Here is a 26,232-nt window from a genome sequence, read left to right as displayed (position 1 = left end):
GAGAGCTGACACAACAATGGCAACCAAAAAACTCAAGGGACTGGGCCGAGGGCTCGACGCCCTGCTCGGCGGCGACATGGATGCCGCGCCCGCCGCAAGCAACCTGCCTTCGGTCCTGGCGGTCACCCAGATCCAGGCCGGCAAGTATCAGCCGCGCACCCGCATGGACGAGGTGAGCCTGTCCGAGCTGGCCGCCTCGATCAAGACCCAGGGCATCATGCAGCCGGTGCTGGTGCGTCCGCTGCAACAGGGGAGCACCGCGGGTGGCGGCGCGCCGTACGAGATCATCGCCGGCGAGCGACGCTTCCGCGCGGCGCAGATGGCGGGCCTGGAAGAGATCCCGGTGCTGGTGCGCGACGTCGACGACCAGGCCGCGGCCGCCATGGCCCTGATCGAAAACATGCAGCGCGAAGACCTGAACCCGCTCGAGGAGGCGCAGGGCATCCAGCGCCTGATCTCGGACTTCAATTTCACGCACGAGCAGGCGGCCGGGGCGGTTGGCCGCTCGCGCAGCGCGGTGTCGAACCTGCTGCGCCTGATTAACCTCGCACAGCCGGTGCAGACCATGCTGATGGCGGGGGATATCGACATGGGTCATGCCAGGGCCTTGCTGGCGGTCGATAGCGCGCACCAGATCGCGCTGGCCAATCACGTCATCGCCCGGCGCCTGTCGGTACGCGAGACCGAGAAGCTGGTGGCGCGCGCGCTCGAGGAACAACAGGCGCCGGCCCAGTCTTCGCGCGCGAAGGACAAGCCGGGCGACATCGTACGCCTCGAAGAAGAATTGTCCGACAAGCTGGCGACGCCGGTGCTGTTCAAGATGGGCGCGAAAGGCAGGGGCCAGATGATCATCGACTTCGCCGACCTGGATATCCTGGAAGGGGTGCTCGCGCGTCTGCGCGCGTAAAAGGTGCTCGCGCGTCTGCGCGCGTAAAAGGTGCTCGCGCGTCTGCGCGCGTTAAAACAGGGACGCCACCTGTTCGCATGGGGTGGCGTCACCAGGCGGCCGGTTATCTGGCGGGCCGCCTGACGCGCATTAGCGCGCGTGAATTCGCGTGAATTCGCGTTAGCGCTATCAACTCGCGCAGCGGCCGGCGCGGCCTGCGCGCTACGTAAAACCGCGCAATTGTCACATACCCCTCTATACACGATCTGAGCTTAAGTAGCTGAAAATATTGTGCTATCCGTCGGCATCGTGTCACATTTTCGCCAACTATTCGTCCCAGTTATAAGTGTGGAATCGTTTGACTCACGTCCGTATAACCACTTATAATTCCGGCGATTCTTGTAATTATCACCTCGTAGTACGTCCAAAATGCGCTAGCGCAAGAGCTAAAAAAATATGCTACGCATCGTTTCCCTGCAGTTGATAGCAACGGTAGTCGTCGGCCTGATCGCCGCACTACTGGGGGGATGGGCTGCGATGTTTTCGGCAGTACTAGGCGGTTTGTGTTGTGTCGTACCCAACGGGATCATGGCAGTGCGCTTGTTCGCCGCGTCCGCGTCTGGAACGGCTACTCCCGCGACATTTTTCATCTGGGAATTTGTAAAGATTGCATTAACGCTGGCGCTTTTAGGCGCAACTGCGTGGCTGTATCACGATCTAAACTGGCTAGCACTGGTGGCTGGAATCATCGTGGCACTAAAAAGTTACATCATCTTATTATTTAGGCAATGACGACATGGCGACTCCAGTAGACGGCGCAGCGCACGCGCCCACCGCATCCGAATATATCATTCACCACCTGGGCCACCTGAAGAACCAGTACCAGGTGGGTCCGGTCGATTTTTCGGTGATCCACTACGACACCCTGTTCTGGTCGATCGCCATGGGCCTGACCGGCTGCCTGTTGATGTGGGCCGCCGCGCGCAAGGCGACGTCGGGCGTTCCTGGCCGTTTCCAGGCATTCGTCGAAATGATGTTCGAAATGGTCGACGACCAGGCCAAGACCATCGTGCACGGCGACCGCAGCTTCATCGCCCCGCTGGCATTGACCGTGTTCGTCTGGATCGTCCTGATGAACGCGCTGGACTTGCTGCCGGTCGACATGTGGGCCTGGCTGTTCGCCGCCTTCGGCGTCGAGCACATCTTCCCGTATCACCGTGTGGTCCCGACCGCCGACCTGAACGCGCCGATCGGCATGTCGCTGGGCGTGCTGCTGCTGATGATCTACTACGGCATCAAGATCAAGGGCTTCGGCGGCTGGCTCCACGAGCTGTTCTCGGCACCGTTCGGCATCTGGATGGCGCCGTTCAACCTGCTCCTGAACGTCATTGAATACGCAGCAAAAATGGTGTCGCTCGGTATGCGACTGTTCGGCAACATGTTTGCCGGCGAGCTGCTGTTCCTCTTGATCGCACTGCTGGGCGGAACCGCAACGATGTTCGGTTTCATCGGCCACGTGATTGCCGGTTCCATCTGGGCGATCTTCCACATCCTGATCGTGGTCCTGCAGGCATTCATCTTCATGATGCTGACGCTGGTTTACCTCGGTCAGGCTCACGAAGGCCACTGATCGAAGCCGCAAGCATCGAGTGAATGTGGTTGTAAAGAAGTTGTAGTTTTTAATCTAGTTTTTAATTTTAACTTTTGGAGTTTTTCATGACTGACCTTTCTTTTGTTGCACTGGCTTGCGGTTTGATCATCGGTCTGGGCGCAATCGGCGCTTGTATCGGTATCGCTCTGATGGGCGGTAAATACCTGGAAGCTTCTGCACGTCAGCCAGAACTGATGAACACCCTGCAGACCAAGATGTTCCTGCTGGCTGGTCTGATCGACGCGGCGTTCCTGATCGGTGTTGGTATCGCAATGCTGTTCGCATTCGCCAACCCATTCGTTCCGCCAGTCGCCTAAGACTCGCTCTCGAAGTCTTGAAGGGCCGAACCAGATTCTGGTTCGGCATCCGTGTTTCTGTAAGAAGGATAAACCCGTGAACCTTAATTTCACCTTGGTTGCACAGCTGGTGGTGTTCTTCATCCTGGCGCTGTTCACGATGAAATTCGTGTGGCCGCCGCTGATGAAGGCGCTCGACGAGCGCGCCGCAAAGATCGCAAGTGGCCTGGCCGCTGCCGATCGCGGCAAGGCCGACCTGGCTGCCGCCGAAAAGCGCGTCCAGACCGAACTGGCCGGCGCCCGTGACGAAGTACAGAAGCGTATCGCCGACGCCGAAAAGCGCGCTGCAGCGATTATCGAAGAAGCGAAGAAAACCGCTGCCGAAGAAGGCGCACGCATCATCGCTGCCGCCAAGGCCGACGCCGAGCAGCAAGTGACCCGCGCGCGCGAAGAACTGCGTGGCCAGGTTGCAACCCTCGCGGTTGCCGGCGCCGAGCAGATCCTCAAGCGCGAAGTCAACCCAGCGGTCCACGCCGACCTGCTGTCGCAACTGTCGACCGAGCTCTGATCATGGCTGAACTCGCAACCGTCGCCCGCCCTTACGCCGAAGCGCTGTTCCGTGTCGCCCAATCCGGCGACATGAATGCGTGGTCGGCGATCGCGTCGGAACTGGGCCAGATCGGCGCCAATCCCGATGTGCAAGCCTTCGCCAGCAACCCGAACGTCACGCATGCACAACTGGCGGACACGATTGCGTCGCTGGTCAAGGCTCCTTTGACTCCTGAAGCGAAGAACTTTATCGCGATGCTGGCCGAAAACGGCCGCATCAACCTGCTGCCCGAGATCAGCGCCCAGTTCGCGATCCTGAAGAACGCGAACGAAGGCGCAGCCGACGCGACGATTTTCAGCGCGTTCGAGATGTCGGCCGACCAACTGAACGGGCTGGTCGCCACGCTGGAAAAGAAATTTGGCCGCAAGCTGAACCCAACGGTGACAGTGGATCCCTCGCTGATCGGTGGTGTGCGCGTGGTCGTCGGCGACGAAGTGCTCGATACCTCGGTACGCGCCAAGCTGCAACGGATGCACGTTGCACTGGCTTCGTGATCGATAGTGTGCACTCGCATCGGCCGACGTCCCGCCCTTGCCCTACGCATCAAGAAACTATAATTGGAGTTAGCAAGCATGCAACTTAACCCATCTGAAATCAGCGAGCTGATCAAGAGCCGGATCCAGGGCCTGGAAGGCTCTGCAGACGTCCGCAACCAGGGCACCGTGATCTCGGTCGCCGACGGTATCTGCCGCATCCACGGTCTGTCGGACGTGATGCAGGGCGAGATGCTGGAATTCCCAGGCAACACCTTCGGCCTGGCGATGAACCTCGAGCGCGACTCGGTCGGCGCCGTCATCCTGGGTGCTTACGAGCACATCTCGGAAGGCGACATCGTCAAGACCACCGGCCGTATCCTGGAAGTGCCGATCGGTCCTGAACTGCGTGGCCGCGTGGTCAACGCGCTGGGCCAGCCGATCGACGGCAAGGGTCCGATCGCCACCACCCTGACCGCCCCGATCGAAAAGATCGCGCCAGGCGTCATCGCGCGTGAATCGGTGTCGCAGCCTATGCAGACCGGCATCAAGTCGATCGACGCGATGGTGCCGATCGGCCGTGGCCAGCGTGAGCTGATCATCGGCGACCGCCAGACCGGCAAGTCGGCCGTGGCGGTGGATGCGATCATCAACCAGAAAGGTCAAGGCGTCACCTGCGTGTACGTCGCGATCGGCCAGAAGGCGTCGACCATCAAGAACATCGTGCGTTCGCTGGAACAGCACGGCGCGATGGAGTACACCATCGTCGTGGCCGCATCGGCGTCGGAATCGGCCGCCATGCAGTACATCTCGGCCTACTCGGGCTGCGCGATGGGCGAATACTTCCGCGACCGCGGCGAAGACGCGCTGATCGTGTACGACGACCTGTCGAAGCAGGCCGTCGCCTACCGTCAGATTTCGCTGCTGCTGCGCCGTCCGCCAGGCCGCGAAGCTTACCCAGGCGACGTGTTCTACCTGCACAGCCGTCTGCTCGAGCGCGCAGCCCGCGTGAACGCCGACTACGTCGAGAAGTTCACCAACGGCGCCGTCACCGGCAAGACCGGTTCGCTGACCGCACTGCCGATCATCGAAACCCAGGCCGGCGACGTCTCGGCCTTCGTGCCGACCAACGTGATTTCGATTACCGACGGCCAGATCTTCCTGGAGACCTCGCTGTTCAACGCTGGTATCCGTCCTGCGATCAACGCCGGTATCTCGGTGTCGCGCGTCGGTGGCGCCGCCCAGACCAAGGTCATCAAGGGCCTGTCGGGCGGTATCCGTACCGACCTGGCGCAGTACCGTGAACTGGCTGCGTTCGCGCAGTTCGCATCGGACCTGGACGAATCGACCCGCAAGCAGCTGGACCGCGGCGCGCGCGTGACCGAGCTGCTCAAGCAGCCGCAGTTCTCGCCGCTGTCGACCTCGCTGATGGCCGCGTCGCTGTTCGCCGTCAACAAGGGCTACCTGGACGATATCGAAGTCAAGAAAGTGCTGCCGTTCGAGCACGGTCTGCATGCTTTCCTGAAGTCGGGTCACGCGTCCCTGCTGTCGAAGATCGACGAAACCAAGCAACTGGACAAGGACAGCGAAGCACTGCTCGCCGCCGCCATTGCTGATTTCAAGAAATCCGGCGCATATTAATTGATGGACCGGCGCCGCCTGCGGGCGGCGCCGGTGCCCGGAAGGAGTGAGGACTCATGGCAGCAGGCAAAGAGATTCGTGGCAAGATCAAGAGCGTAGAGAATACGAAGAAGATCACCAAGGCGATGGAAATGGTCGCCGCATCGAAAATGCGCAAAGCGCAGGATCGCATGCGCGCCGCCCGTCCCTACAGTGACAAGGTTCGTAACATCACCGCCAATCTGGCGGGCGCAAACCCGGAGTACACGCACGCATTCATGGCGCAAGCCAAGGGCGTGTCGGCAAAGGCAGTGGGTTTCATCGTCATCACGACCGACAAGGGTCTGTGCGGCGGCATGAACACCAACATCCTGCGCCAGGTAACGCAGAAGGCGCGTGAGCAGGAGCAACTGGGCAACCGTGTCGAGGCAGTCGCCATCGGCAACAAGGGCCTGGGCTTCCTGAACCGCGTCGGCATGAAGCTGGTCTCGCAAGCGACCCAGCTGGGCGATGCACCGCAACTGGACAAGCTGATCGGACCGGTCAAAGTGATGCTGGACGCGTACCAGGAAGGCAAGCTCGATGCCGTCTACCTGTGCTACACCAAGTTCATCAACACGATGAAGCAGGAAACGATGGTCGAGCAACTGCTCCCGCTGCCGGCGAAAGCGCTGGTGGCCGATGCAGGCGCCCACGGCTGGGACTACATCTACGAACCGGAAGCGCAAGTCGTCATCGACGAGCTGCTGGTGCGTTATGTGGAAGCGCTGGTGTACCAGGCAGTGGCGGAAAACCTGGCGTCCGAGCAATCGGCGCGCATGGTCGCGATGAAGGCCGCGAGCGATAACGCCGGCAGCGTCATCAGCGACCTGAAGCTGGTCTACAACAAGACCCGCCAGGCTGCGATTACCAAAGAACTCTCCGAGATCGTGTCGGGCGCAGCAGCCGTCTAACGGTTGCTCCCGCGATCAAGCATAAGAATCTAACTATATATATCTGAAGGAACGAACATGGCTGATGGCAAAATCGTTCAGTGTATCGGCGCCGTGGTTGACGTGGAATTTCCGCGTAACGCTATGCCGAAAGTGTACGACGCACTGAAAATGGCAGGCTCCGAACTGACCCTGGAAGTCCAGCAGCAGCTGGGCGACGGCGTGGTCCGTACCATTGCTCTGGGCAGCTCGGAAGGCCTGCGTCGCGGCATGATGATCCAGAACACCGGCAAGCCGATCATGGTTCCCGTCGGCGTGCCGACCCTGGGCCGTATCATGGACGTGCTGGGCAACCCGATCGACGAATGCGGTCCAGTCAGCCACGAGCGCATGGCATCGATCCACCGCGATGCGCCGGCCTACGACGAACTGTCGCCGTCGACCGACCTGCTGGAAACCGGCATCAAGGTCATCGACCTGGTCTGCCCGTTCGCCAAGGGCGGCAAGGTCGGCCTGTTCGGCGGCGCCGGCGTCGGCAAGACCGTCAACATGATGGAACTGATCAACAACATCGCCAAGGCACACTCGGGTCTGTCCGTGTTCGCCGGCGTGGGTGAGCGTACCCGTGAAGGTAACGACTTCTACCACGAGATGGCCGATGCAAAGGTCGTCGACCTGGAAAACCCGGCCAACTCGAAAGTGGCGATGGTCTACGGTCAGATGAACGAACCACCAGGCAACCGTCTGCGCGTCGCGCTGACCGGCCTGACCATGGCGGAAGCGTTCCGTGACGAAGGCAAGGACGTTCTGTTCTTCGTCGACAACATCTACCGTTACACCCTGGCCGGTACCGAAGTCTCGGCACTGCTGGGCCGTATGCCGTCGGCGGTGGGCTACCAGCCGACCCTGGCCGAAGAGATGGGCCGCCTGCAAGAGCGCATCACCTCGACCAAGACCGGTTCGATCACCTCGATCCAGGCCGTCTACGTCCCTGCGGATGACTTGACCGACCCGTCGCCTGCCACCACCTTCGCCCACCTGGACTCGACCGTCGTTCTGTCGCGTGACATCGCTTCGCTGGGTATCTACCCTGCGGTCGACCCGCTCGATTCGACCTCGCGCCAGCTGGACCCGCTGGTCGTCGGCGAAGAGCACTACGCAACCGCGCGCGCCGTGCAGGGCACCCTGCAGCGCTACAAGGAACTGCGTGACATCATCGCGATTCTGGGCATGGACGAACTGGCGCCGGAAGACAAGCTGGTCGTCGCACGCGCTCGCAAGATGCAGCGTTTCCTGTCGCAGCCGTTCCACGTCGCCGAAGTCTTCACCGGCGCCCCAGGCAAGTACGTTTCGCTGAAAGACACGATCAAGGGCTTCAAGATGATCGCATCGGGCGAACTGGATCACCTGCCGGAGCAAGCGTTCTACATGGTCGGCACGATCGAAGAGGCAATCGAGAAAGCCAAGAAACTGGCTGCCTAAGTCGGTTCCACTAAAGGACACACATGGCAAACACATTTCTCGTTGACGTAGTCTCGGCCGAAGAGCAGATCTTCTCCGGCCAGGCCGAATTCGTCGCGTTGCCGGGTGAAGCGGGTGAGCTGGGTATCTACCCGAAGCACACCCCCTTGATCACGCGCATCCGCCCGGGCGCCGTGCGCATCCAGGTGGCCGGCGGCGGCGAAGAGTTCGTCTTCGTCGCCGGCGGTATCCTCGAAGTGCAGCCGAACGGCGTGACCGTGCTGGCCGACACCGCGATCCGCGGCGCCGACCTGGACGAAGCGAAAGCGACCGAGGCCAAGAAGCAGGCCGAAGAGCTGATGCTGAACAAGGAATCGACCATCGATTACGCGAAAGCCCAGGCCGAGATGGCCGCCGCGATCGCGCAGCTGGCGGCGATCCAGAAACTGCGGTCGCGAGGCCGTTGAGCTCAATAAGCTCGGCATCGAAAGGGGCAGCCTGCGGGCTGCCTTTTTTTATATCCCGTCTTTTACCCAGTTCATCGGGCCGGATGAATCGTTCGTCGCATTTTTCACCGCTACCCATAAGGCAGAGTTACAGTATCAAGAATACAACTCGCCAGGAAGGGTAGTCGACCATGCTGAAACTCTCCGCCGCCGCCGTTGCTGTCGTCCTGTTGTCCAATCCCGTGCTCGCGCAAGCGCAACAGCCGGCTACCAAGACCGTCCCGGCGCAATCCCTGTCCGGCAAGCTCGACGCGCTGTTCAAGCCCCAGTACAAGGCGGAAGATCCCGGCGCCACCGTCATCGTGGTCAAGGACGGCAAGACGGTGTTCCGAAAAGCCTATGGCGCCGCCGATGTGGCCGCCAGGACGCCGCTGACGCCCGGCACCGTGCTGCGCCTGGGCTCGATCACCAAGCAGTTCACGGCGGTGGCGATCCTGATGCTGGCCGAGGAGGGCAAGCTGGCCCTGAACGATCCCATCACGCGCTTCTTTCCCGACTATCCGACCCAGGGCAAGGTCATTACCGTCGAGCACCTGCTGACCCACACCTCGGGCATCGTCAGCTATACCAGCAAGCCGGATTACGTGTCGACCATGGCGCAAGACTTCACCGTGGCCCGGATGATCGACGGCTTCAGGAACGATCCGCTCGAGTTCGAGCCGGGCACGACGTTCAGCTACAACAACAGCGGTTATTTCCTGCTCGGCGCGATCATCGAGAAGGTCTCGGGCATGACTTACGCCGGCTTCCTGGAACGGCGCATCTTCACGCCGCTGGGCATGAAAGACACCGCGTATGAAGGCGTCGAGCGTTCGAACGCACCGCGCGCGGCCGGCTACAGCGCGCAGGAGAAAGGGTTCGCGCCGGCGCAGCCCCTGTCGATGAGCCAGCCCTATGCGGCCGGCGCGCTGGTCTCCACCGTGGACGACCTGGCGACATGGGATACCGCCATCGCATCCGGCAAGCTCCTCACACCGGCAAGCTGGAAGCTGGCCTTCACGCCCTACAAGCTGAGCCCGGAGAAGTCGACCGGCTACGGTTATGGCTGGAGCGTGGGCACGCTTCAGGGCACGCCGATGGTCGACCATGGCGGCGGCATCAATGGTTTCCGCACCCATGCGCTGCGCCTGCCGGAGCAGAAGATCTTCGTGGCGGTGCTGAGCAATGCCGACAGCGGCAATGCCGATCCGGAGGTGCTGGCCAAGCGGGCGTCGGCGCTGGCGATGGGCAAGCCGTTCATGGAGCCGAAGGCATTCGAGCTCGATGCCGGGGCCCTGGATGCGTTCACCGGCGTGTATGAGATCGACGCCCAGGAAAAGCGTACCTTCACCAGCCGCGACGGCAAGCTCATGATGGCGCGCGGCGAGCGGTCGCCGCGCACCCTGACGCCGTATTCGAAGAACGGCTTCTTCCTGCCGGGAACGCTGGCGCGCTTCGAGTTCGGACGCGATGCGCGGGGCAAAGTCACCCATGTCACGGTCGACAACGCAGGCGAGCGGGTGCGCAATGAGCGCGTTGGCGACGCGCCCGCCGAACGGCAGGCGGTCAAGATCGACAACGCCGGCTTCGATGCGCGCGCCGGCGCCTACCAGCTCGCGCCGCAGTTCACGATCACGGTCAGCCGCGCGGGCGAACGCTATTACGCGCAGGCGACCGGACAGCGGCAGGTCGAGATCTTCCCGGCCAGCGAGAACGTGTTCTTCTCGCGCGACGTGAATGCGGAACTCCGGTTCGAGCAAGCCGCCGATGGCGCGCCAGTGGTCGTCTTGCACCAGAACGGCCAGGTCACGCGCGGCGCGCGCGTGCAGTAAGCGCTCACTGAGCAGGCCGGGCGCTTAGTTCGCGGCCTGCGCCTGCGCCAGTCGCAAGGCCACCTGGTGCCTGAAGTAATCATCCTTCACGTAGCGGTACAGGTGTTCGCCCGGGCACACGGTCTTGTCCGAATAATCGCGGTGGCTCCCGATAGCGTCCAGCGGGACCCGGTGCTTCGCGGCCAGCATCGCCATCAGGCGCACCACCGCATCGAGCTGCTGCTGGTTCGGCTCCACCTCCTCGAAATTGCCGACCACCTCGATCAACGCGTGGCCCTTCGGGTCGTAGTCGGTATTGGTGTCGCCGGCATAGGCGATGTCGCGCGCGCCGTAGATGCGGCCATCGAGGTCGATCACGTAGTGGTAGGGGATGTCGAGCCAGCCTTTATCAAGCCGCGACCAGGCCTGCAGGCGGCGCAGGTAGGCGTGCGGATCGGTGCCCGGCTTGAACGGTTCGCCCTGGTGGTGCAAGGTGATGTGGGTGATCTGGTGGCGGCGCGCCTTGGTCGCATCGGCCGCCGTGCCGCCCCAGCCGGCCACCGGCACGATGGCGCGTTCGACGTCCGGCAGGGAGCCGGCGCCGTGCGCGCCGGCGATCGAGAGGGCCAGCGCAACCAGGGCGCCGATACGCGAAACAGGTCCGAAGCGCATGTTGAAGGCATTCAGGATGGATGAGCCGCCATCTTTCCACGTTTGACCGTGCAGCGCCAGTGCATACAAACTGATAAGCTGGCTGCAACGACAACAACATCATGAGGCAGCATGAGAACGATCGCCCAGATCCTCCGCGACAGCAAGACTGTCGCCATCGTCGGCATGTCGAACAAGGAAGACCGCGCCAGCAACGAAGTGGGCGCCTACTTGCAGCGCAACGGTTACCGCATCCTGCCCGTCAACCCGAGCTACGCCGGCCAGGCCATCCACGGCGAGACCGTCTACGCCACCTTGCAGGAGGCGGCCGACTCGCTCGCGGCCAGCGGCCAGCAGATCGACATCGTCGACTGCTTCCGCAAATCCGAGGACATCGGCCCGATCGCGCGCGAGGCGATCGCCGTGCGCGCCGGCTGCCTGTGGATGCAGCTCGACATCGAGAACCAGGCCGCCGCCGACCTGGCGCGCGCCGCCGGGCTGGACGTGGTCATGAACCACTGCATCAAGATCGAGCACCGCGGCCTGGAAGGGTGAGAAAAGCGTTGGCCGCCGGGGTTGCCGCTTGCGCTACAATCGACGCACCTCAACCCCGTCAAGGGCACCTCGAAAAACCTGCTGCGCGTTGCATTTTCGGTCTGCGATGCTCGCTGTACTCTAGTACAGCTGCGCTTCTCGACCGAAACTGCTGCCGCTCGCGACGGTTTTTCGAGGTGCCCTCAATACCACGCCATGATCAAGACCATCGCCCTGCTGCTCGCCGCCACGGCCGCCGCCAGCGTCACCCAGCCGGCACGGGCGCAGGCCGCGCCGGTCGCCACTCTGACCAAGAGCCCGGCCGCCTGCCCGGCCGTACTCAAGCACAGCTTCAAGCGCCTGCAGGACGAGGCGCCGCAAGACCTCTGCCAGTACGCCGGCAAGGTGGTGCTGGTGGTGAACACGGCCAGCTACTGCGGCTTCACCAAGCAGTACGAAGGGCTGGAAAAGATCTATGCCAAGTATGGCGGCCGCGGCTTCGTGATCCTGGGTTTCCCGTCGAACGATTTCGGCCAGCAGGAACCGGGCAGCGCCAAGGAAATCGCCGACCTGTGCTTCAACACCTATGGCGTCAAGTTCCCGATGTTCGCCAAGAGCTCGGTGAAAGGTCCGCAAGCCAATCCGCTGCATGCGCAGCTGATCAAGACCACCGGCCAGGAACCGAAGTGGAACTTCACCAAATACCTGATCGGCCGTGACGGCAAGGTGCTCGATTATTTCCCGAGCAAGGTCACGCCGGAAGATCCCAAGCTGACCGGCAAGATCGAAGCGGCCCTGTAAGGGCATGCTCGGGCGATCAAGGATATCAAGCGCGAAACAGGCGTTTTAAATCAAGGGCTTACGCTGCCAGCACGGCGCGCAGCGGCCCGCGCAGGGCGTTGCAGACGACGATGTCGTCGGCCTGCGCCAGCATCGCGCGGGTGATCACGGCTTCGCGCGCATGCCATGCGGGCGCGGCCAGCATCACGCCGCGCATCACGCCCGGCAGCACGCCGGACGATAGCGGCGGCGTGAGCCATTCTTCGCCGAAGCGCAGGAACACGCTGCTGCGTCCCCCTTCGGTCAATTCTCCGCGTTCGTTGAAGAACAGCATGTCGAAGGCGCCTTGCGCTTCGGCCGCCTTCCACGCCGCGTCGTAGCGGCCGCGGATGCTGGTCTTGTGGCGCAGGAAGACGTCGCCGCTGTGCGTCGGCTCCTGGGCCAGGAGCACGGTCACCGGCTCGTGCACCGGCGCCAACTCGCCGGAGTTCAGCGTCAGCGCGCCGGTGTGGGAGACCGCCAGGCGCAGGCGGTGCAGCGCGTCGGAGGGCAGGGCCTGGCTGGCCTCCACCAGCGCGGCGTGCGCCGCGCCGCGGTCGAACGCAAAGCCGAAATAGGCGCACGATGCTTGCACGCGGTCCAGATGCTGTTCCAGGTGGCGGCAGCCATGCTCGCGCGAAGCGCGGATGGTCTCGAAGAGTTCGAACTCGTTGGCCAAGCCCGTGAGAAAACCCGCCTTCAGCCGGCACTCGGCGTATTCGGAGGGCGCATCGCTGTCGTAGACGATGCCGGCGCCGACGCCCAGTTCGCCAGAGCGCAGACCTCCCGGCACGCCGTCCCTGGGCGCGCCCAGCGCCAGTGTCCGGATCGGCACCGACAGGCAGAAGTCGCCGAAGGCGCGGCCCGCGGGCGCCGGATCGAACCAGCCGATCGCGCCGGTATAGATGCCGCGCGCATCGGGTTCGAGTTCGTGGATGATTTCCATCGTGCGCCGCTTCGGCGCGCCGGTAATCGAGCCGCACGGGTACAAGGCCTTGAAGATATCTTCCAGATCCGCATCCGGGCGCAGGCGCGCCTGTACGGTCGACGTCATCTGCAGCACGGCGCCGTAGCGCTGCACCTCGAACAGGGCCGGCGCCTCGACGCTGCCGGTCTGCGCCACGCGGCCCAGGTCGTTGCGCAGCAGGTCGACGATCATCAGGTTTTCGGCGCGGTTCTTGGTGTCCTGCGCCAGCGCCAGGGCGCGCGCGGCGTCGGTCTCGGGGTCGCCGCTGGCCGGCGCCGTGCCCTTCATGGGCCGCGCCACCAGCATGCCCGCGTCGTGGCGCACGAACAACTCGGGCGAGAACGACAGCACGGCGCCGCCGCCAGGTAGCGTCACCAGCGCGCCGTACGGCACCGGCTGGCGCGCGCGCAGGCGCGTGTACAAGGCGAGCAGCGAACCGAAGGCGTCGAAGCGCAGCCGCCAGGTGTAGTTGACCTGGTAGGTGTCGCCGGCCGCGATGTAGTCATGGATGCGGTCGATCGCCGCGGTGAACTGCGCTTCGTCGACATTGGCGCTGATGCCGGCGACGCCGGCCAGGCCGGGGTCCATGCTGCGCGTCGCCAGCCACGACGCCACCTGCTCGCCGGTCATGGTCTCGCAGTGGGTGAACAGCAGCACCTGCGCCAGCGGGCCGGCCAGTGGCCGGGCCGGCAGGCCCGCAAGGTGCGCCCCCAGTTCATAGCTCAGCAGCGGCACGGCGTGCCGGCCGTCCTGCAATGCCTGCGACAGCGCCGCCAGCAGTGGCGGCCAGCCGGCCGCGTCCTCGCACGTCAGCGTGCCCGCATGCCCGCTGTACAGGCGCGAGCGTGCTTCCCGGGCGGCGCGGGCATCGTCCAGCAGCGCGAAGACTTCGCCGGTATCCATGTCCTCGATTCTACGCTGCCAGCAGCAGGGACAGCTGGAGCGCCGTGCCTTCGGTCGGATTGAGCTTGAAGCCCGTCTTTGCGAAGCGGTGCCAGCGGCCGGTGACGTAGTTCACCAGCAGGCTGGCGCGCGCGGCGACGTCGGCTTCCTGGCCGTGTCCCTGCGTGACGGCCAGGCGCAGCGCTCCCTTGAAGGCCAGTTCGACCTTGTCGTAGAACCCGTTCATGCGCAGTTGCAGGCGCTCGTCTTCACCCACCAGCGCATCGCCGATCAGCACGCGCGTCATGCCCGGGTTGTTGGCCGCGAAGCCGAGCAGCATCTGCAGCATCGCGTGCGCCTGCGCCAGGCCGCGCTCTTCTTTCTCGGTGATCTGGTTGATCACGCCGAACACCGACGATTCGATGAACTCGATCAGTCCCTCGTACATCTGCGCCTTGCTGGCGAAGTGGCGGTACAGCGCCGCCTCGGACACCGACAGGCGCGCCGCGAGCGCGGCGGTGGTGATTTTCTCGCCCTTGGGCTGCTCGAGCATCGAGGCCAGGGCCTGGAGGATTTGCAGCTTGCGCTGGCCTGGCTTCGTGCTTGCCATGGGATCCCTAGGAGTTGTTATTGGAGCGGCGCAGCCCGGAGAGCCGCGTCGGAAGTTGCCGCACGGATTTTACTTTGACATTGACGTAACCGGGGCATTTCAGGGTCCGCGGCAGGGGCGCCTTGCCGATCGGATCGTTCATTCGCGCCGTGTGACGCAGATACTGGGTGACCCAGACGGTGCGCAGGCCCAGCTGGCGCGCGCTGCGCAGGTTGGCCAGCGTGTCTTCGACCAGGATGCAGCGCTGGGCCGCGACGCCGTGCTTGCGCAGCAGGCGGCGCAGCATCAGCTTCGACGGTTTCGGCCGCAACTGCCCGTGCACGTGCATGTGCTCGATCGCCACGTGGTGCGAAAAATGGTTGTGCAGCTTCAGGCGGCGCACGATCTCGGTCGAATAACTGTTCGGCGCATTGGTCAGCAAGATCTTGCGGCCAGGCAGGCGACGCAACAGGCGCGCCAGGCCGCGCTCGGCGCGCAGCAAGGCGTCGAGCGGGCCGATGTCGTGGGTCTGGTGCAGGAAATCTTTTGCGCACACCTGGTGGTGGCGCATCATGCCGAGCAGGGTAGCGCCGTAGCGCTTCCAGTAGCCCAGGCGCGCGGCATCGACCATCTCTTGCGTGGCCGGCACGCCATCGATGCTCAGCACGCGCGCGATATACGTGTTCATATTGGCGCTGATCGCCGGGAAGATCGCGTGCGAGGCGTCGTGCAGGGTGTTATCGAGGTCGAACAGCCAGACCGGGGCTTGGATGGATGAGGTGGACACGGGTAATCGGATCGCAAGGGTTGCAACACGCGATTATGCCAGCGGCGCATGACGACGTCATGGAGCGGGGTAAAACAGGGGGAGGGAAGTGGTGCCCTTGACGTGGATTGAACACGTGGCCTCTCCCTTACCAAGGGAGTGCTCTACCACTGAGCTACAAGGGCGGGTAGATGCGGTGGGCAATGCCCACCGTAACGACATTTTCTTGTGGGGGGTTTCCCCGTCACAAAAAAATTAGTGAGACCGGATCATAGTGCCAAAAGCCTGTTCGGTCAAGACCTCCAGCAACAAGGAGTGCTCGATGCGGCCATCGATGATGTGCACGGTGTTCACGCCCGACTTCGCGGCGTCCAGCGCCGACGAGATCTTCGGCAGCATGCCGCCCGAAATCGTGCCGTCCGCGAACATCTCGTCGATCTCGCGCGCCGACAGATCGGTCACCAGATTGCCCGCCTTATCCTGCACGCCGGCGATATTGGTCATCATGATCAGCTTTTCGGCTTTCAGGATTTCCGCGATCTTGCCGGCGACCACGTCGGCATTGATGTTGTAGGCCTGGCCGTCCTGGCCGAAACCGATCGGCGAGATGATCGGGATGAAGGCGTCGTCCTGCAGCGCTTTCACGACGGCCGGGTTGATCGCCTCGATCTCGCCGACGAAGCCGATGTCGAGGAACTCGCCCGGTTTTTCCTTGTCGGGCATCGCCATGCGGCGGGCGCGGATCAAGCCGCCGTCCTTGCCGGTCAGGCCGACTGCCTGGCCACCGTAGTGGTTAATCAGCATCACGATGTCTTGCTGAACTTCGCCGCCCAGCACCCACTCCACCACTTCCATGGTCTCTTCGTCGGTAATGCGCATGCCCTGCACGAAGGTTCCCTGCTTGCCGATCTTTTTCAGCGCATTGTCGATCTGCGGGCCGCCGCCGTGGACCACGACCGGGTTCATGCCCACCAGCTTGAGCAGGATGACGTCGCGCGCGAAGCCGTGTTTCAGGCGTTCCTCGGTCATGGCGTTGCCGCCGTATTTGATGACGATGGTCTTGCCGTGGAAGTTGCGGATGTAGGGAAGCGCTTCGGCCAGGATCTGCGCCTTCAGCGCCGTCGACACGGCAGTCAAGTCGTCAGGTTGGTCGTCGGTCTTCAGGCTGGTCACTTGAGCGTTCATGGAGGGTCCGAAATAAATGTCGCGAGATTTTACAGGCAAACGCCTTCAAAACAGCGTAAACCTTGTGGGGGAAGGGTGGTGTCCTGTTGTATTTTATGGCAGCTATCGGTACTTTATCAGTTATGAGTATTTGCACACGCTGCGGCAACGAATTCAGGTGCGCAATGGCCGACGGCGCCACCGAATCTTGCTGGTGCATGGCCTTGCCGCCGGCGGTGGCCGTGCCCCAGGAGGCGGCCGGCTGCTGGTGTCCAGCCTGCCTGCATGCGCATATTGCCGCGCATCCCATGCCGCCGGCGCCCGACTGACGGCTCAGCGCCGCGTGCGGAAGAAGCGCATCATCTCGCGGCTCGCATCCGGTCCCTTGCCGTCCGTATAGCTGCCGCGCGCATTGCCGCCGAACCAGGCGTGGCCGGCGCCATGCACCAGCCAGTGTTCGGCCTGCACCATGCCGTCCTCGTCCGGATACAGGGTGCGCGTGTAGGCATGGCCGTCCGGCACCCGGCCCGGCTCGGCGGTGCCCGGCTGCACCAAGTGGCGCGCGCCTTGCGCGACCACTTCCTCGCCGTTGGCCGGATGCACGGTGGTGTCGCGGTCGCCATGGAAAACGATGATCGGCAAGGGCTGTCCGCTCGTCGTGCTGCGCCGGAAATCGCCCTTCATCGCCGCCAGCGCCGACGACAGGCTGTTGGCCGAGGCAAAGGGCAGGCCGGAATGCACGCCCACCGCCGCGTACAGGTCGGGATAGAGCGTGCCCATGATGATCGCCATCGCGCCGCCGGCGGACAGGCCGGCCACATACACCTGGTTCGGGTCCACCGCATGGCTGGCCATGATTGCCTGCGTCATGCCGGCGATGATCGACGGCTCGCCCTCGTCGCGGCGCTGGTCGACCGCATTGAACCAGTTCCAGCAGCGCGACATGTTCGCGCCCTTGCTCTGGGCCGGATACAGCACCAGGCAGCCGATCTCCTCGGCCAGCACGTTCATCTGGGTGCCGGTGGCGAAATCTTCCGGGTCCTGGGTGCACCCGTGCAGCATGACCACCAGCGGCGCCGGCGTGCCGGTATAGCTGCCAGGCACATACAGTTTGTACTCGCGGCGGCCGGCGGCGTTCATGTGATGGCCGTCCTCGAACCTGCCGGACAATGGCGCGCGCGCCGACGGCGCAGGTGCGCCAGCTGGAGCTGGAGCAGGAGCAGGAGCAGGAGCAGGAGCGGGAGCGGGGGCGGGTGCGACGAAGTCGCGCATCTGGCGCTCTGCCGCGCGCTGCATGACCGCCGCGTTCTTGATGGCCTGCTGCACGGCGGCGCCGGGCGTTGCCGGTCCCGATCGCAACAGCGATCGGACGGCGCCGTTGACTTGCCTCATCAGTAGTCGGTTGAGTTTCATGGCATTCCTTTTGTGCACTGCACCAATTTCATGCCCCCGAGCTTACACCAACCTGTCGAGCGTTGCTGATTCGCCTCCGCTGCCGTATTTCTCCGACTGTTTTACCCGCACATCTCCACGTAATCGACCGCCGGCTTCAGGCCCGCCCGCATGGTCGTCAGTTTTCCCTTGCTGGATTCAAAGATCAGCGCCTTGTCCTCCCCTTGCGCCAGGATCAGGTACTGGCCCTGCTCGTCGTATTTATGGCGTTCGCTGCGCATCCCCGGCGCCTGGCGCAGGGCGTCGCTGGCCGACATGCGCTCCGTGATGCCGGCGCTGTTGCGCACCACGGTCCTGGCGTCGGCGCGCACGATCATGCCGTGCTCGACCATGAAGCTGACCTGTGGATAACGTTGGAAGCGGACGATGGAGCAGGACGGATCGAGCGGCCGCGGCGTCGCGCGCTGGCCGAGCGTGCGCTCCACCTGGTCGAGCCGCTGGCCGAACCGGATCTTGCCGTAGCCGTCGGGCGACAGCACCTGGCTTGACGCCGTGGCGGACACGCCCAGCAGGGCGGTTACGACGATGAAACGCAGGTTCATGGGTCACCTCGTGCAGCCAATGAATCAATGACACTGTTCCGACGACAGTGCGTATTGACGAGTATACTGACTCACAGGCAAAAACGGCGCTAGGGAAGCGCTGATTTATTCTGGCGGATGGGATTGGCGACGGAAAAAGGCGCCCGGCAAGGCGTAAACCACAGCCATACCGCGTGGTATGGCGAGGATTTACAACGCAGCAGGGCGTCTTTTTCCGCGCCAAGACCGCCGCCATGAATAAATCAGCGCTTCCCTAGCATGCCGGACGCGCGATAATGCCGCCTTCGACCCCTCTCCGCTCAGGCTTTCCGGCAATGGCTCCAGAACTGCAAACCCCCGTCCCTTCGCCCTGCATCAACGTCTGCAAGATGGTGCCCGCAACCGGCTTGTGCGAGGGCTGCATGCGCACGATCGACGAGATCCGCGCCTGGCGCAATGCCAGCGAGGACGAGAAGCGCGCGATCTGGGCCGACATCCGGCGCCGCCAAGCCGCGCTGTCCGGAGAATGAGGCCGCGCCGTGGACCTGCGTTTGCCATCGTCGGTTCATGTGCTCGAGCGCAACTGGCTGTCGTCGAATAATGTCCTCTTGATCGGGCCTGACGACACGGCCCTGATCGACAGCGGCTACGTCAGCCACGCGCCGCAGACGCTGGCGCTGGTGCGCCACCTGCTGCGCGATCGTCCGCTCGACCGCCTGCTCAACACCCATTTGCATTCCGACCATTGCGGGGGCAATGCGGCCCTGCAGGCGGCCTACGGCTGCCACACCGCGATTCCCGCGCTGGAAGCCGACAAGGTGGCGCGCTGGGACGAAGCGGCGCTGAGCTTTCGCGCCACCGGCCAGCAATGTCCGCGCTTCGGCTTCGACGGCGTGCTGGCGCCGGGCGACGTCCTGCTGCTGGGCGGCCTGCGCTGGCAGGTATTGGCCGCGCCCGGCCATGACCCGCATGCGCTGCTCATCTTTTGTGCAGACGAAGGCGTGCTGGTGTCGGGCGACGCGCTGTGGCAGGACGGCTTCGGCGTGATCTTTCCCGAACTGGCCGGTGAACCCGGCTTCGACGAGGTCGGCGCCACGCTCGACCTGATCGGCAGCCTGGCGCCGCGCGTGGTCATCCCCGGGCATGGGCCGGTGTTCGGCGACGCCGACGCCGCCCTGGCGCGGGCCAGGGCGCGCCTCGACTACCTGGCCGCCGATCCCGCGCGCAATGCGCGCAACGCGGTCAAGGTGCTGCTCAAATTCCTGTTGCTCGAGCGTGGGCGGATTGCCCTGGCGGGGCTGCCGGGCCTGCTTGCCTCGATCCCGCTGGTCGAGCGGGTGCGGCCGGCCATGCTGGATCTGGATGCCGACGAATTGGCGCAATGGGCCGCCGCTGCGCTGGTGCGCGCCGGCGCGGCCCGCATCGAAGGACAGATGTTGCTCGATCTTTAGAGGAAGGCGTCTACCACCAACGATCTAGCACGATCGTTCTTTTTTCGGGGCTATAATGATCCACCAACCAACCACCGAGAGTCCGCCCATGACGATGCCCGCCGCGTTGCAAGACCTGTCCCTTCCCGTCATCGCTTCGCCGATGTTCATCGCCAGCGGTCCCGCCCTGGTGGCGGCCCAGTGCAAGGCCGGCATCGTCGGCTCCTTCCCGGCCCTGAACGCCCGTCCGGCCGAGCTGCTCGACACCTGGCTGACCGACCTGCAGCACGAGCTGGCCGGGTACGCGGCCGCCAATCCGGGCGTCAGGGTCGGTCCGATCGCGGTCAACCAGATCGTCCATCAATCGAACGACCGCCTGGCGCACGACGTCGAGGTGTGCGTGAAGCACCAGGTGCCGATCATCATCTCGTCGCTGCGCGCGCCGCCGCGCGAGATGATGGATGCCGTGCATGCGTATGGCGGCATCGTGCTGCACGACGTGGTCTCGATCCGGCACGCCGAGAAGGCGCTGGAGGCGGGCGTGGATGGCCTGATCCTGGTGGCGGCCGGCGCCGGCGGCCATGCCGGCGCGCTGTCGCCGTTCGCGCTGGTGGGCGAGGTGCGCAGGTTCTTCAAGGGGCCGATCGCCCTGTCCGGATCGATCGCGACCGGCGACGCGATCCTGGCGGCGCAGGCGATGGGCGCCGATTTCGCCTACATCGGCTCGCGCTGGCTGGCCACGAAGGAATCGAACGTCAGCGACGGCTACCGCGACGCGATCGTCGAAGCGCGCGCGGCGGACGTGGTGTACACGAACCTGTTCACCGGCGTGCACGGCAACTACCTGAAAAAATCGATCGTGGCGGCCGGGCTGGATCCGGACAACCTGCCGCAATCGGACAAGAGCAAGATGAGCTTCGGCGCGGGCGCGGCCAAGGCCTGGCGCGACATCTGGGGCGCGGGGCAGGGCGTGGGCCTGATGGACGACGTGCCGACGGTGGCCGAGATGGTCGAGCGGCTCAAGCGCGAGTACGCCGCCGCGCGGGCGCGGCTTGCGCTGTAGGAGCGTGGCTGCGAGCCTGGTTTGAACGCGTCGGCGGCAAAGCCGCCGACCCTACGCCTGCTTCAAATCCTCGGGCCGAATGGTCCACAGGCCCGGCAGGTTGCGCCAGTAGCCGTACACGTCCATGCCGAAGCCGACCACGAACTTGTTGGGCAGGCTCAAGCCCACCAGGTCGGCCTGGATCGGCTTGGCGCGGCCCAGGTCCTTGTCGGCGAATACCACCACGATCACTTCGGCGGCGCCCATGTCGAGCAGGCGCTGCTTGACGTGGGCCAGGGTCTCGCCCTCGTCCAGGATATCGTCCACCACCACGATCTTGCGGCCGACGACGTTCTGGCGCGGGATGACCTTCCACACGATCTCGCCGCCGCGGTCTTCGTCGCCATAGCGGCTGACGTGGATGTAGTCAAAGTCGAGCGGGAAAGTCAGCTGCGGCAACAGGTGGCCGGTAAATACCACCGCGCCGCCCATCACGCCCAGCACCAGCGGGAATTCGGCGGCGCCCTCGGCGTTGAAACGGGCATTGAGCGCATCGGCGACACGCCGCACGGCGGCATTCACTTCGGCGGGTTCGACGATCTGGGTGGCATTCGCCAGTAGCGTGCGGGCGCGCTCGTGGTGGAAATCGTGCATGGTCATCATGGTCAATTAAACGCCGGGCCATTATGCGTCATCCCGGCGCAGAGGGTGGTTCCTGTTGGCATGCATGGCTTGGGAATGCCATTCGGGGGCATTGCGGCGTATGATATATGGCTTGGAAAACCAGACCGACGCACTATCCATGTCCCATCACGAAATCCAGGCCGCACGTGCAGGCCGCCTCGCGCAACTGCGCGCCGTCATGGCGCGCCACGGCATCGACGCCTGCATCGTCCCGTCGAGCGATCCGCATCTGTCGGAATACCTGCCCGGCCACTGGAAGGGCCGCGAATGGCTGTCCGGCTTCACCGGCTCGGTCGGCACCTTCATCGCCACCGCCGATTTCGCCGGCGTCTGGACCGATGGCCGCTACTTCACGCAGGCCGAAACCGAGTTGGCGGGATCAAGCATTGCGCTGATGAAGATCCCGGGCGCCGCGAGCCAGCTGCACGTCGACTGGCTGGCCGCCAACCTGACCGCGGGCCAGACCGTCGCCGTCGATGCGCGCGTGCTGGGCCTGGCCGGCGCGCGCCTGTTGAAAGACGCCCTGGCCGCGAAAGGCGTGAACCTGCGTCTCGACGCCGACCTGCTCGACGAGGTGTGGGGCGAGCGTCCGTCGCTGCCGCTCGAACCCGTGTTCGAGCACGTCGCGCCCTTTGCGACCGTCAGCCGCGCCGACAAGCTGCACGCCACGCGCGCCGCGATGGAGGCGCACGGCGCGGGCTTTCATTTCATCTCGACGCTGGACGACATCGCCTACCTGTTCAACCTGCGCGGCGCCGACGTCAGCTTCAACCCGGTGTTCCTGGCCCATGCGCTGATCGGCCGCGGCGACGCGACCCTGTTCATCCTCGAGGGCAAGGTGCCGGACGACGTGCGCGCGCGCCTGGAAGCCGACGACGTGCACCTGGCGCCGTACGCCAACGCCGCGCACGCGCTCGAAGCGCTGCCGGAAGGCGCGACCCTGCTGCTCGACCCGCGCCGCGTCACCGCCGGCATGCGCGCCGCCGTGGCGCCGGGCGTGAACGTGGTCGAGGCGATCAACCCGACCACCTTCGCCAAGTCGCGCAAGCTCGAAAGCGAGGCGGTGAACGTGCGCGCCACGATGGAACAGGATGGCGCGGCGCTGTGCGAATTCTTCGCCGCGCTCGAGCCGCTGCTGGCGGACCCGCGCCGCTCCCCCATCAACGAAGTCGACATCGACACCCGCATCACCGCCGCCCGCGCACGCCGTCCTCATTTTGTGAGCGCCAGCTTCTCGACCATCGCCGGCTTCAACAGCAACGGCGCGATCATGCACTACCGCGCCGAGCGCGCCACCTGCGCCGTCATCGAAGGCGACGGCCTGCTGCTGATCGATTCGGGCGGCCAGTACCTGGGCGGCACCACCGACATCACGCGCGTGATCCCGGTCGGCACGCCAGGCAGCGCGCAGAAGCGCGACTACACGCTGGTGCTGAAAGGCCTGATCAACCTGTCGGCCGCGCGCTTCCCGCGCGGCACCCGCGCGCCGCTGCTGGACGCGATCGCGCGCGCCCCGCTCTGGGCCGCCGGCATCGACTACGGCCACGGCACCGGCCACGGCGTCGGCTACTTCCTCAACGTGCACGAAGGCCCGCAGACGATTTCGCCGGCGGTGCCGCCGGAGCCGCATACCGCGATGGAGCCGGGCATGATCACCTCGATCGAGCCGGGCATCTATCGCCCGGGTCGGTGGGGCATCCGCATCGAGAACCTGGTGCTCAACGAGCACGTCGAGACGTCCGAGTTCGGCGAGTATCTCGGCTTCGAGACCCTGACCCTGTGCCCGATCGATACGCGCCCCATCGACCGCAGCCTGCTGCGGCCGGACGAAGTCGCGTGGCTGAACGACTACCACGCGACCGTGCGCGCGCGCCTGACGCCGTACGTCGAAGGCCCGGCATTCGAGTGGCTGATGCTGCGCACGGAGGCGATCTGATGGCCAGCTCACGCTCCACCCGCGCCAGCACCGCCGTCGAGCGCCTGAAGCAGCGCACCGGGAACGACCTGTATTCGATGGCGCGCACCGGCGACGGCCATTTCTACCTGTCCGAGGCGCCCGGCAGCCCGCCGCTGTGCCCGCCGATGGAGCTCGACGACTTCGTCCTCTTCGTCAAGGGCCTGGGCCCGCAGGAGCAGCCGCGCATCAGCAAGAACGACCTGGCGTTCGAGAAGCAGCTGGTCAAGAAGAAGCCTTGAATCGCCGCCCCGGTGTCAACCGCAGTGTCAACCTAAGACGCGCATGACCGAAGCCAACCTGTTCGCGGCCTACTGGTCCAAGAACGAGCTGTTCACCAATGGCCTGATCCTGTTGCACCTGGCCGGGGCCCTGCTGCTCGGCCTGCTGGTCGGCTACGAGCGCGCCTACCACGGGCGCGCCGCCGGCATGCGCACCTATGGCCTGGTGTGCATGGCCTCGGCCGGGCTGACGATCCTGGCCGGCTATCCGGACCTGTGGTACGGCGGCCACGCGGGCATCCTGGCGCCGATCGATCCGACCCGCATCATCCAGGGCGTGGTCACCGGCATCGGCTTTCTCGGCGCCGGCGTCATCATGCGCGACGGCTTCAATATCAGTGGCCTGACCACGGCGGCCTCGATCTGGGCCTCGTCCGCGATCGGCATCCTGGTCGGCGTCGGCTTCTACCTGGCCGCGATGGGCCTGGCCTTCCTGTCGGCGATGATCATGATCTACCTGAACCGCCTGGAGACTTTCCTTCCTTCGCGCCATGCGGTGGCGGTGCGGATGCGCTTCCGGCCCGCATTCATGCCGCGCGAAGACGCGATCCGCAAGGTGGCGCTCGAGCGCGGCTACGAGATCGCCGGCAGCTCGCTGACCATCAGCAGCGACGAAGGCCGCCAGGAATGGCGCTTCGTGGCGCTGGCGCTGTCGAGCAAGACCGGCGCGCCGCTGTCCGAACTGGCGCGCGAACTGGCGGCCTTCGACGGCGTCGATTCGTTCCAGCTGTCGCACGCGCGCAATTGATGCGCTGCGTGAGGCAGCGCGTGACGCAGCGCGCATCTTCAGGGCCACACCAATAACAAATTCCAAACGGGGTTTTCCAATGGACGCACAAGAAGTTCTCGATTTCTGGTTCCTGCCGCCTTCCGATCCAGGCCACGGCAAGCAGCGCGCCGCATGGTTCCAGAAGGATGACGCCTTCGACGCCGCGATCCGCGAGCGCTTCGGCGCGGCGATCAGCCACGCGGTCGCCGGCGGCCTGCGCGAATGGGACGAACAGGGTCCGCGCGGCGTGCTTGCGCGCATCCTGGTGCTGGACCAGTTCACCCGCAACGCCTACCGCGGCACGCCGGAATCCTTCGCCGGCGACACCCTGGCGCTGAGCGCCGCGCGCCAGCTGGTGGACTCAAGCGACCACCTGGCCTTGAGCCCTTGGGAGCGTTCCTTCGCCTACATGCCGTTCGAGCACGCGGAAGACGCGTGCACCCAGGAGCAGTCGGTCGAGCTGTTCACCGAGCTGGCCGCCAGCCATGAAGGCTTCGGTGAGTCGCTCGACTATGCGCACCGGCACCGCGGCGTGATCGCCCGCTTCGGCCGCTTCCCGCACCGCAACCCGATCCTGGGCCGCGCCTCGGCGCCCGAGGAACTCGACTACCTGGCTAAGCCGGGTGCGGGTTTCTGACGTGGCGCCGACCCTGAACCTGGTCGGCGCCGGCCATGTCGGCAAGGTGCTGGGGCGCCTGCTGTCGGCCAGCGGCGCCTGCGTGGTGCAGGACGTGCTGACCCGGTCGCCGGCCAGCGCCCGGGCGGCGTGCGACTTCATCGGCGCCGGCCGCGCCTGCGCCGGCCCCGACCTTGCTGCGCTGCGTCCGGCCGACATCTGGCTGCTGGCCGTGAACGACGACCAGATCGCGCCGATGGCCGCGGCGCTGGCGCAGGCGCATGAGGTCCGCGGCGCGGTCGTGTTCCACTGCAGCGGCGCCAAGGCCTCGGGCGAATTGCAGGCGCTCGCTGACAAGGGGGCGCTGGCGGCCAGCGTGCATCCGATCCGCAGCTTCGCCGATCCCGACGCCGTGGCGCGCGACTTCGCCGGCACCTTCTGCGGCATCGAGGGCGAGGCGCCGGCGCTGGCGCGGCTGGCGCCGGCGTTCGAGGCGATCGGCGCGCGTCTGGTGAGCATCGATGCCGCGGCCAAGACGGTCTACCATGCGGCGGCGGTGTTCGCGTCGAATTACCTGACCACGGTGCTCGACGCCGCCCTGCGCGCCTGGCAGGCGGCCGGCGTGCCGGAGCCGATAGCGCGTGAACTGGCGCGCCCGCTGGCCAGCGAGACCATGGCCAACGTGTTCCGCCTCGGCCCGGCGGCGGCCCTGAGCGGGCCGGTGGCGCGCGGCGACCATGCGACCGTGGCGCGCCAGCAGCAGGCCCTGCTCGACTGGGACGAGGCGACCGGCAGGCTGTACGAGGCGCTGCTGCCGCTGACGGCGGACCTGGCGCGGCGCAAGCAGGCGGCGGCGCCAGCCGCCACTTCTTCCTGACTTCAAGAC

At 65.0% G+C, this 26,232-nt stretch carries 30 protein-coding genes and 1 tRNA gene; 22 read left to right on the top strand and 9 right to left on the bottom strand.

Annotation, left to right across the window (positions count from 1 at the left end; all coding sequences use genetic code 11):
* Nucleotides 1-16: 16 nt before the first annotated feature.
* From ACZ9AQ_RS02140 to ACZ9AQ_RS02090, 11 genes are all read left to right on the top strand, one after another.
* Nucleotides 17-907, top strand: coding sequence for a ParB/RepB/Spo0J family partition protein (locus ACZ9AQ_RS02140; protein WP_429201093.1), 891 nt, complete (start codon nt 17-19; stop codon nt 905-907).
* A gap of 435 nt (nt 908-1,342) precedes the next feature.
* Complete coding sequence (locus ACZ9AQ_RS02135) at nt 1,343-1,678, top strand: ATP synthase subunit I (RefSeq protein ID WP_040774964.1); 336 nt, start codon at nt 1,343-1,345, stop codon at nt 1,676-1,678.
* 4 nt (nt 1,679-1,682) lie between these two features.
* Complete coding sequence (gene atpB, locus ACZ9AQ_RS02130) at nt 1,683-2,516, top strand: F0F1 ATP synthase subunit A (RefSeq protein WP_429201094.1); 834 nt, start codon at nt 1,683-1,685, stop codon at nt 2,514-2,516.
* 86 nt (nt 2,517-2,602) lie between these two features.
* Nucleotides 2,603-2,854, top strand: coding sequence for a F0F1 ATP synthase subunit C (gene atpE / locus ACZ9AQ_RS02125; protein ID WP_429201096.1), 252 nt, complete (start codon nt 2,603-2,605; stop codon nt 2,852-2,854).
* 76 nt (nt 2,855-2,930) lie between these two features.
* Complete coding sequence (locus tag ACZ9AQ_RS02120; RefSeq protein ID WP_429201098.1) at nt 2,931-3,401, top strand: F0F1 ATP synthase subunit B; 471 nt, start codon at nt 2,931-2,933, stop codon at nt 3,399-3,401.
* A gap of 2 nt (nt 3,402-3,403) precedes the next feature.
* Nucleotides 3,404-3,937 carry a F0F1 ATP synthase subunit delta gene (locus tag ACZ9AQ_RS02115; protein WP_429201100.1) on the top strand — a complete coding sequence of 178 codons (534 nt, stop codon included), beginning with the start codon at nt 3,404-3,406 and terminating at the stop codon, nt 3,935-3,937.
* Between the two features lie 78 nt (nt 3,938-4,015).
* Nucleotides 4,016-5,557, top strand: coding sequence for a F0F1 ATP synthase subunit alpha (gene atpA / locus ACZ9AQ_RS02110; RefSeq protein ID WP_429201102.1), 1,542 nt, complete (start codon nt 4,016-4,018; stop codon nt 5,555-5,557).
* A 56-nt stretch (nt 5,558-5,613) separates the two neighbouring features.
* Nucleotides 5,614-6,489 carry a F0F1 ATP synthase subunit gamma gene (atpG, locus tag ACZ9AQ_RS02105; protein WP_429201104.1) on the top strand — a complete coding sequence of 292 codons (876 nt, stop codon included), beginning with the start codon at nt 5,614-5,616 and terminating at the stop codon, nt 6,487-6,489.
* Nucleotides 6,490-6,546: 57 nt separating this feature from the next.
* Complete coding sequence (atpD, locus tag ACZ9AQ_RS02100; RefSeq protein ID WP_429201106.1) at nt 6,547-7,950, top strand: F0F1 ATP synthase subunit beta; 1,404 nt, start codon at nt 6,547-6,549, stop codon at nt 7,948-7,950.
* A gap of 23 nt (nt 7,951-7,973) precedes the next feature.
* On the top strand, nt 7,974-8,396 hold the full coding sequence (locus ACZ9AQ_RS02095; RefSeq protein WP_429201108.1) for a F0F1 ATP synthase subunit epsilon: 423 nt from the start codon (nt 7,974-7,976) through the stop codon (nt 8,394-8,396).
* A gap of 170 nt (nt 8,397-8,566) precedes the next feature.
* Nucleotides 8,567-10,246: a serine hydrolase domain-containing protein gene (locus ACZ9AQ_RS02090; RefSeq protein ID WP_429201110.1), complete on the top strand. Its 1,680-nt coding sequence runs from the start codon at nt 8,567-8,569 to the stop codon at nt 10,244-10,246.
* Nucleotides 10,247-10,270: 24 nt separating this feature from the next.
* On the opposite strand, the gene ACZ9AQ_RS02085 is transcribed toward ACZ9AQ_RS02090, so the two are convergent.
* On the bottom strand, nt 10,271-10,897 hold the full coding sequence (locus tag ACZ9AQ_RS02085) for a peptidoglycan recognition protein family protein (RefSeq protein ID WP_429201111.1): 627 nt from the start codon (nt 10,895-10,897) through the stop codon (nt 10,271-10,273).
* A 111-nt stretch (nt 10,898-11,008) separates the two neighbouring features.
* Here ACZ9AQ_RS02085 and ACZ9AQ_RS02080 point away from each other — a divergent pair, with 111 nt between their 5' ends.
* Both ACZ9AQ_RS02080 and ACZ9AQ_RS02075 read left to right on the top strand, forming a co-directional pair.
* Nucleotides 11,009-11,431 (top strand): CoA-binding protein, encoded by a 423-nt coding sequence (locus ACZ9AQ_RS02080; RefSeq protein WP_429201113.1) that lies wholly within the window; start codon nt 11,009-11,011, stop codon nt 11,429-11,431.
* 195 nt (nt 11,432-11,626) lie between these two features.
* Complete coding sequence (locus ACZ9AQ_RS02075; protein WP_429201115.1) at nt 11,627-12,211, top strand: glutathione peroxidase; 585 nt, start codon at nt 11,627-11,629, stop codon at nt 12,209-12,211.
* 58 nt (nt 12,212-12,269) lie between these two features.
* On the opposite strand, the gene pabB is transcribed toward ACZ9AQ_RS02075, so the two are convergent.
* From pabB to argB, 5 genes are all read right to left on the bottom strand, one after another.
* Entirely contained in the window at nt 12,270-14,099 is a 1,830-nt protein-coding gene (gene pabB, locus ACZ9AQ_RS02070) for an aminodeoxychorismate synthase component I (protein ID WP_429201117.1), read from the bottom strand.
* Nucleotides 14,100-14,109: 10 nt separating this feature from the next.
* Nucleotides 14,110-14,688: a nucleoid occlusion factor SlmA gene (gene slmA, locus ACZ9AQ_RS02065; RefSeq protein WP_429201119.1), complete on the bottom strand. Its 579-nt coding sequence runs from the start codon at nt 14,686-14,688 to the stop codon at nt 14,110-14,112.
* A gap of 7 nt (nt 14,689-14,695) precedes the next feature.
* The gene (locus tag ACZ9AQ_RS02060; protein WP_429201120.1) at nt 14,696-15,454 is read right to left on the bottom strand and encodes a pyrimidine 5'-nucleotidase; all 759 of its coding nucleotides are present in this window, start codon (nt 15,452-15,454) and stop codon (nt 14,696-14,698) included.
* Nucleotides 15,455-15,543: 89 nt separating this feature from the next.
* Nucleotides 15,544-15,618 (bottom strand) — tRNA-Thr (locus tag ACZ9AQ_RS02055).
* Between the two features lie 70 nt (nt 15,619-15,688).
* Nucleotides 15,689-16,618, bottom strand: a complete 930-nt coding sequence (gene argB / locus ACZ9AQ_RS02050) for an acetylglutamate kinase (protein ID WP_137172632.1) — start codon at nt 16,616-16,618, stop codon at nt 15,689-15,691.
* Between the two features lie 95 nt (nt 16,619-16,713).
* Here argB and ACZ9AQ_RS02045 point away from each other — a divergent pair, with 95 nt between their 5' ends.
* Nucleotides 16,714-16,926, top strand: coding sequence for a cysteine-rich CWC family protein (locus tag ACZ9AQ_RS02045; protein ID WP_476108113.1), 213 nt, complete (start codon nt 16,714-16,716; stop codon nt 16,924-16,926).
* Between the two features lie 4 nt (nt 16,927-16,930).
* Here ACZ9AQ_RS02045 and ACZ9AQ_RS02040 read toward each other — a convergent pair whose 3' ends face one another.
* Together ACZ9AQ_RS02040 and ACZ9AQ_RS02035 are read right to left on the bottom strand one after the other, a co-directional pair.
* Nucleotides 16,931-18,010 (bottom strand): extracellular catalytic domain type 1 short-chain-length polyhydroxyalkanoate depolymerase, encoded by a 1,080-nt coding sequence (locus ACZ9AQ_RS02040; protein ID WP_429201124.1) that lies wholly within the window; start codon nt 18,008-18,010, stop codon nt 16,931-16,933.
* A 101-nt stretch (nt 18,011-18,111) separates the two neighbouring features.
* The gene (locus ACZ9AQ_RS02035) at nt 18,112-18,591 is read right to left on the bottom strand and encodes a hypothetical protein (RefSeq protein ID WP_429201126.1); all 480 of its coding nucleotides are present in this window, start codon (nt 18,589-18,591) and stop codon (nt 18,112-18,114) included.
* Nucleotides 18,592-18,905: 314 nt separating this feature from the next.
* Here ACZ9AQ_RS02035 and ACZ9AQ_RS02030 point away from each other — a divergent pair, with 314 nt between their 5' ends.
* The 3 genes from ACZ9AQ_RS02030 (at nt 18,906) to ACZ9AQ_RS02020 (ending at nt 21,063) form a co-directional block, all read left to right on the top strand.
* Entirely contained in the window at nt 18,906-19,100 is a 195-nt protein-coding gene (locus ACZ9AQ_RS02030; protein ID WP_429201128.1) for a DUF1289 domain-containing protein, read from the top strand.
* 9 nt (nt 19,101-19,109) lie between these two features.
* Nucleotides 19,110-20,021 (top strand): MBL fold metallo-hydrolase, encoded by a 912-nt coding sequence (locus ACZ9AQ_RS02025; RefSeq protein WP_429201130.1) that lies wholly within the window; start codon nt 19,110-19,112, stop codon nt 20,019-20,021.
* 88 nt (nt 20,022-20,109) lie between these two features.
* The gene (locus ACZ9AQ_RS02020) at nt 20,110-21,063 is read left to right on the top strand and encodes an NAD(P)H-dependent flavin oxidoreductase (protein ID WP_429201132.1); all 954 of its coding nucleotides are present in this window, start codon (nt 20,110-20,112) and stop codon (nt 21,061-21,063) included.
* Between the two features lie 51 nt (nt 21,064-21,114).
* Here the strand turns inward: ACZ9AQ_RS02020 and ACZ9AQ_RS02015 are convergent, their stop codons facing one another.
* Nucleotides 21,115-21,696: a hypoxanthine-guanine phosphoribosyltransferase gene (locus ACZ9AQ_RS02015; protein WP_429201781.1), complete on the bottom strand. Its 582-nt coding sequence runs from the start codon at nt 21,694-21,696 to the stop codon at nt 21,115-21,117.
* A 148-nt stretch (nt 21,697-21,844) separates the two neighbouring features.
* On the opposite strand from ACZ9AQ_RS02015, the gene ACZ9AQ_RS02010 reads away from it, so the two are divergent.
* From ACZ9AQ_RS02010 to ACZ9AQ_RS01990, 5 genes are all read left to right on the top strand, one after another.
* The gene (locus ACZ9AQ_RS02010; protein ID WP_429201134.1) at nt 21,845-23,662 is read left to right on the top strand and encodes an aminopeptidase P family protein; all 1,818 of its coding nucleotides are present in this window, start codon (nt 21,845-21,847) and stop codon (nt 23,660-23,662) included.
* Nucleotides 23,662-23,922: a hypothetical protein gene (locus ACZ9AQ_RS02005; protein WP_429201136.1), complete on the top strand. Its 261-nt coding sequence runs from the start codon at nt 23,662-23,664 to the stop codon at nt 23,920-23,922. Before ACZ9AQ_RS02010 ends, ACZ9AQ_RS02005 begins: the two co-directional genes overlap by 1 nt.
* Before the next feature lie 43 nt (nt 23,923-23,965).
* The gene (locus tag ACZ9AQ_RS02000) at nt 23,966-24,709 is read left to right on the top strand and encodes an MgtC/SapB family protein (protein WP_429201138.1); all 744 of its coding nucleotides are present in this window, start codon (nt 23,966-23,968) and stop codon (nt 24,707-24,709) included.
* A gap of 79 nt (nt 24,710-24,788) precedes the next feature.
* Nucleotides 24,789-25,367: a DUF924 family protein gene (locus ACZ9AQ_RS01995; RefSeq protein WP_429201140.1), complete on the top strand. Its 579-nt coding sequence runs from the start codon at nt 24,789-24,791 to the stop codon at nt 25,365-25,367.
* A 1-nt stretch (nt 25,368) separates the two neighbouring features.
* A complete protein-coding gene (locus ACZ9AQ_RS01990; protein ID WP_429201783.1) occupies nt 25,369-26,223 on the top strand; it encodes a Rossmann-like and DUF2520 domain-containing protein in 855 nt (284 codons plus the stop codon).
* The last annotated feature ends 9 nt before the right edge of the window (nt 26,224-26,232 follow it).

The organism is Massilia sp. UYP34, from assembly GCF_056279385.1.
This window is presented reverse-complemented; position numbering and strand designations above follow the sequence as displayed.

Excerpts from the sequence above, each read along its gene's own strand:
- ACZ9AQ_RS02140 (WP_429201093.1), top strand. The coding sequence starts at position 17 with ATGGCAACCAAAAAACTCAAGGGACTGGGCCGAGGGCTCGACGCCCTG.
- ACZ9AQ_RS02135 (WP_040774964.1), top strand. The coding sequence starts at position 1,343 with ATGCTACGCATCGTTTCCCTGCAGTTGATAGCAACGGTAGTCGTCGGC.
- atpB (WP_429201094.1), top strand. The coding sequence starts at position 1,683 with ATGGCGACTCCAGTAGACGGCGCAGCGCACGCGCCCACCGCATCCGAA.
- atpE (WP_429201096.1), top strand. The coding sequence starts at position 2,603 with ATGACTGACCTTTCTTTTGTTGCACTGGCTTGCGGTTTGATCATCGGT.
- ACZ9AQ_RS02115 (WP_429201100.1), top strand. The coding sequence starts at position 3,404 with ATGGCTGAACTCGCAACCGTCGCCCGCCCTTACGCCGAAGCGCTGTTC.
- atpA (WP_429201102.1), top strand. The coding sequence starts at position 4,016 with ATGCAACTTAACCCATCTGAAATCAGCGAGCTGATCAAGAGCCGGATC.
- atpG (WP_429201104.1), top strand. The coding sequence starts at position 5,614 with ATGGCAGCAGGCAAAGAGATTCGTGGCAAGATCAAGAGCGTAGAGAAT.
- atpD (WP_429201106.1), top strand. The coding sequence starts at position 6,547 with ATGGCTGATGGCAAAATCGTTCAGTGTATCGGCGCCGTGGTTGACGTG.
- ACZ9AQ_RS02095 (WP_429201108.1), top strand. The coding sequence starts at position 7,974 with ATGGCAAACACATTTCTCGTTGACGTAGTCTCGGCCGAAGAGCAGATC.
- ACZ9AQ_RS02090 (WP_429201110.1), top strand. The coding sequence starts at position 8,567 with ATGCTGAAACTCTCCGCCGCCGCCGTTGCTGTCGTCCTGTTGTCCAAT.
- ACZ9AQ_RS02085 (WP_429201111.1), bottom strand. The coding sequence starts at position 10,897 with ATGCGCTTCGGACCTGTTTCGCGTATCGGCGCCCTGGTTGCGCTGGCC.
- ACZ9AQ_RS02080 (WP_429201113.1), top strand. The coding sequence starts at position 11,009 with ATGAGAACGATCGCCCAGATCCTCCGCGACAGCAAGACTGTCGCCATC.
- ACZ9AQ_RS02075 (WP_429201115.1), top strand. The coding sequence starts at position 11,627 with ATGATCAAGACCATCGCCCTGCTGCTCGCCGCCACGGCCGCCGCCAGC.
- pabB (WP_429201117.1), bottom strand. The coding sequence starts at position 14,099 with ATGGATACCGGCGAAGTCTTCGCGCTGCTGGACGATGCCCGCGCCGCC.
- slmA (WP_429201119.1), bottom strand. The coding sequence starts at position 14,688 with ATGGCAAGCACGAAGCCAGGCCAGCGCAAGCTGCAAATCCTCCAGGCC.
- argB (WP_137172632.1), bottom strand. The coding sequence starts at position 16,618 with ATGAACGCTCAAGTGACCAGCCTGAAGACCGACGACCAACCTGACGAC.
- ACZ9AQ_RS02045 (WP_476108113.1), top strand. The coding sequence starts at position 16,714 with ATGGCAGCTATCGGTACTTTATCAGTTATGAGTATTTGCACACGCTGC.
- ACZ9AQ_RS02040 (WP_429201124.1), bottom strand. The coding sequence starts at position 18,010 with ATGAAACTCAACCGACTACTGATGAGGCAAGTCAACGGCGCCGTCCGA.
- ACZ9AQ_RS02035 (WP_429201126.1), bottom strand. The coding sequence starts at position 18,591 with ATGAACCTGCGTTTCATCGTCGTAACCGCCCTGCTGGGCGTGTCCGCC.
- ACZ9AQ_RS02030 (WP_429201128.1), top strand. The coding sequence starts at position 18,906 with ATGGCTCCAGAACTGCAAACCCCCGTCCCTTCGCCCTGCATCAACGTC.
- ACZ9AQ_RS02020 (WP_429201132.1), top strand. The coding sequence starts at position 20,110 with ATGACGATGCCCGCCGCGTTGCAAGACCTGTCCCTTCCCGTCATCGCT.
- ACZ9AQ_RS02015 (WP_429201781.1), bottom strand. The coding sequence starts at position 21,696 with ATGCACGATTTCCACCACGAGCGCGCCCGCACGCTACTGGCGAATGCC.
- ACZ9AQ_RS02010 (WP_429201134.1), top strand. The coding sequence starts at position 21,845 with ATGTCCCATCACGAAATCCAGGCCGCACGTGCAGGCCGCCTCGCGCAA.
- ACZ9AQ_RS02005 (WP_429201136.1), top strand. The coding sequence starts at position 23,662 with ATGGCCAGCTCACGCTCCACCCGCGCCAGCACCGCCGTCGAGCGCCTG.
- ACZ9AQ_RS02000 (WP_429201138.1), top strand. The coding sequence starts at position 23,966 with ATGACCGAAGCCAACCTGTTCGCGGCCTACTGGTCCAAGAACGAGCTG.
- ACZ9AQ_RS01995 (WP_429201140.1), top strand. The coding sequence starts at position 24,789 with ATGGACGCACAAGAAGTTCTCGATTTCTGGTTCCTGCCGCCTTCCGAT.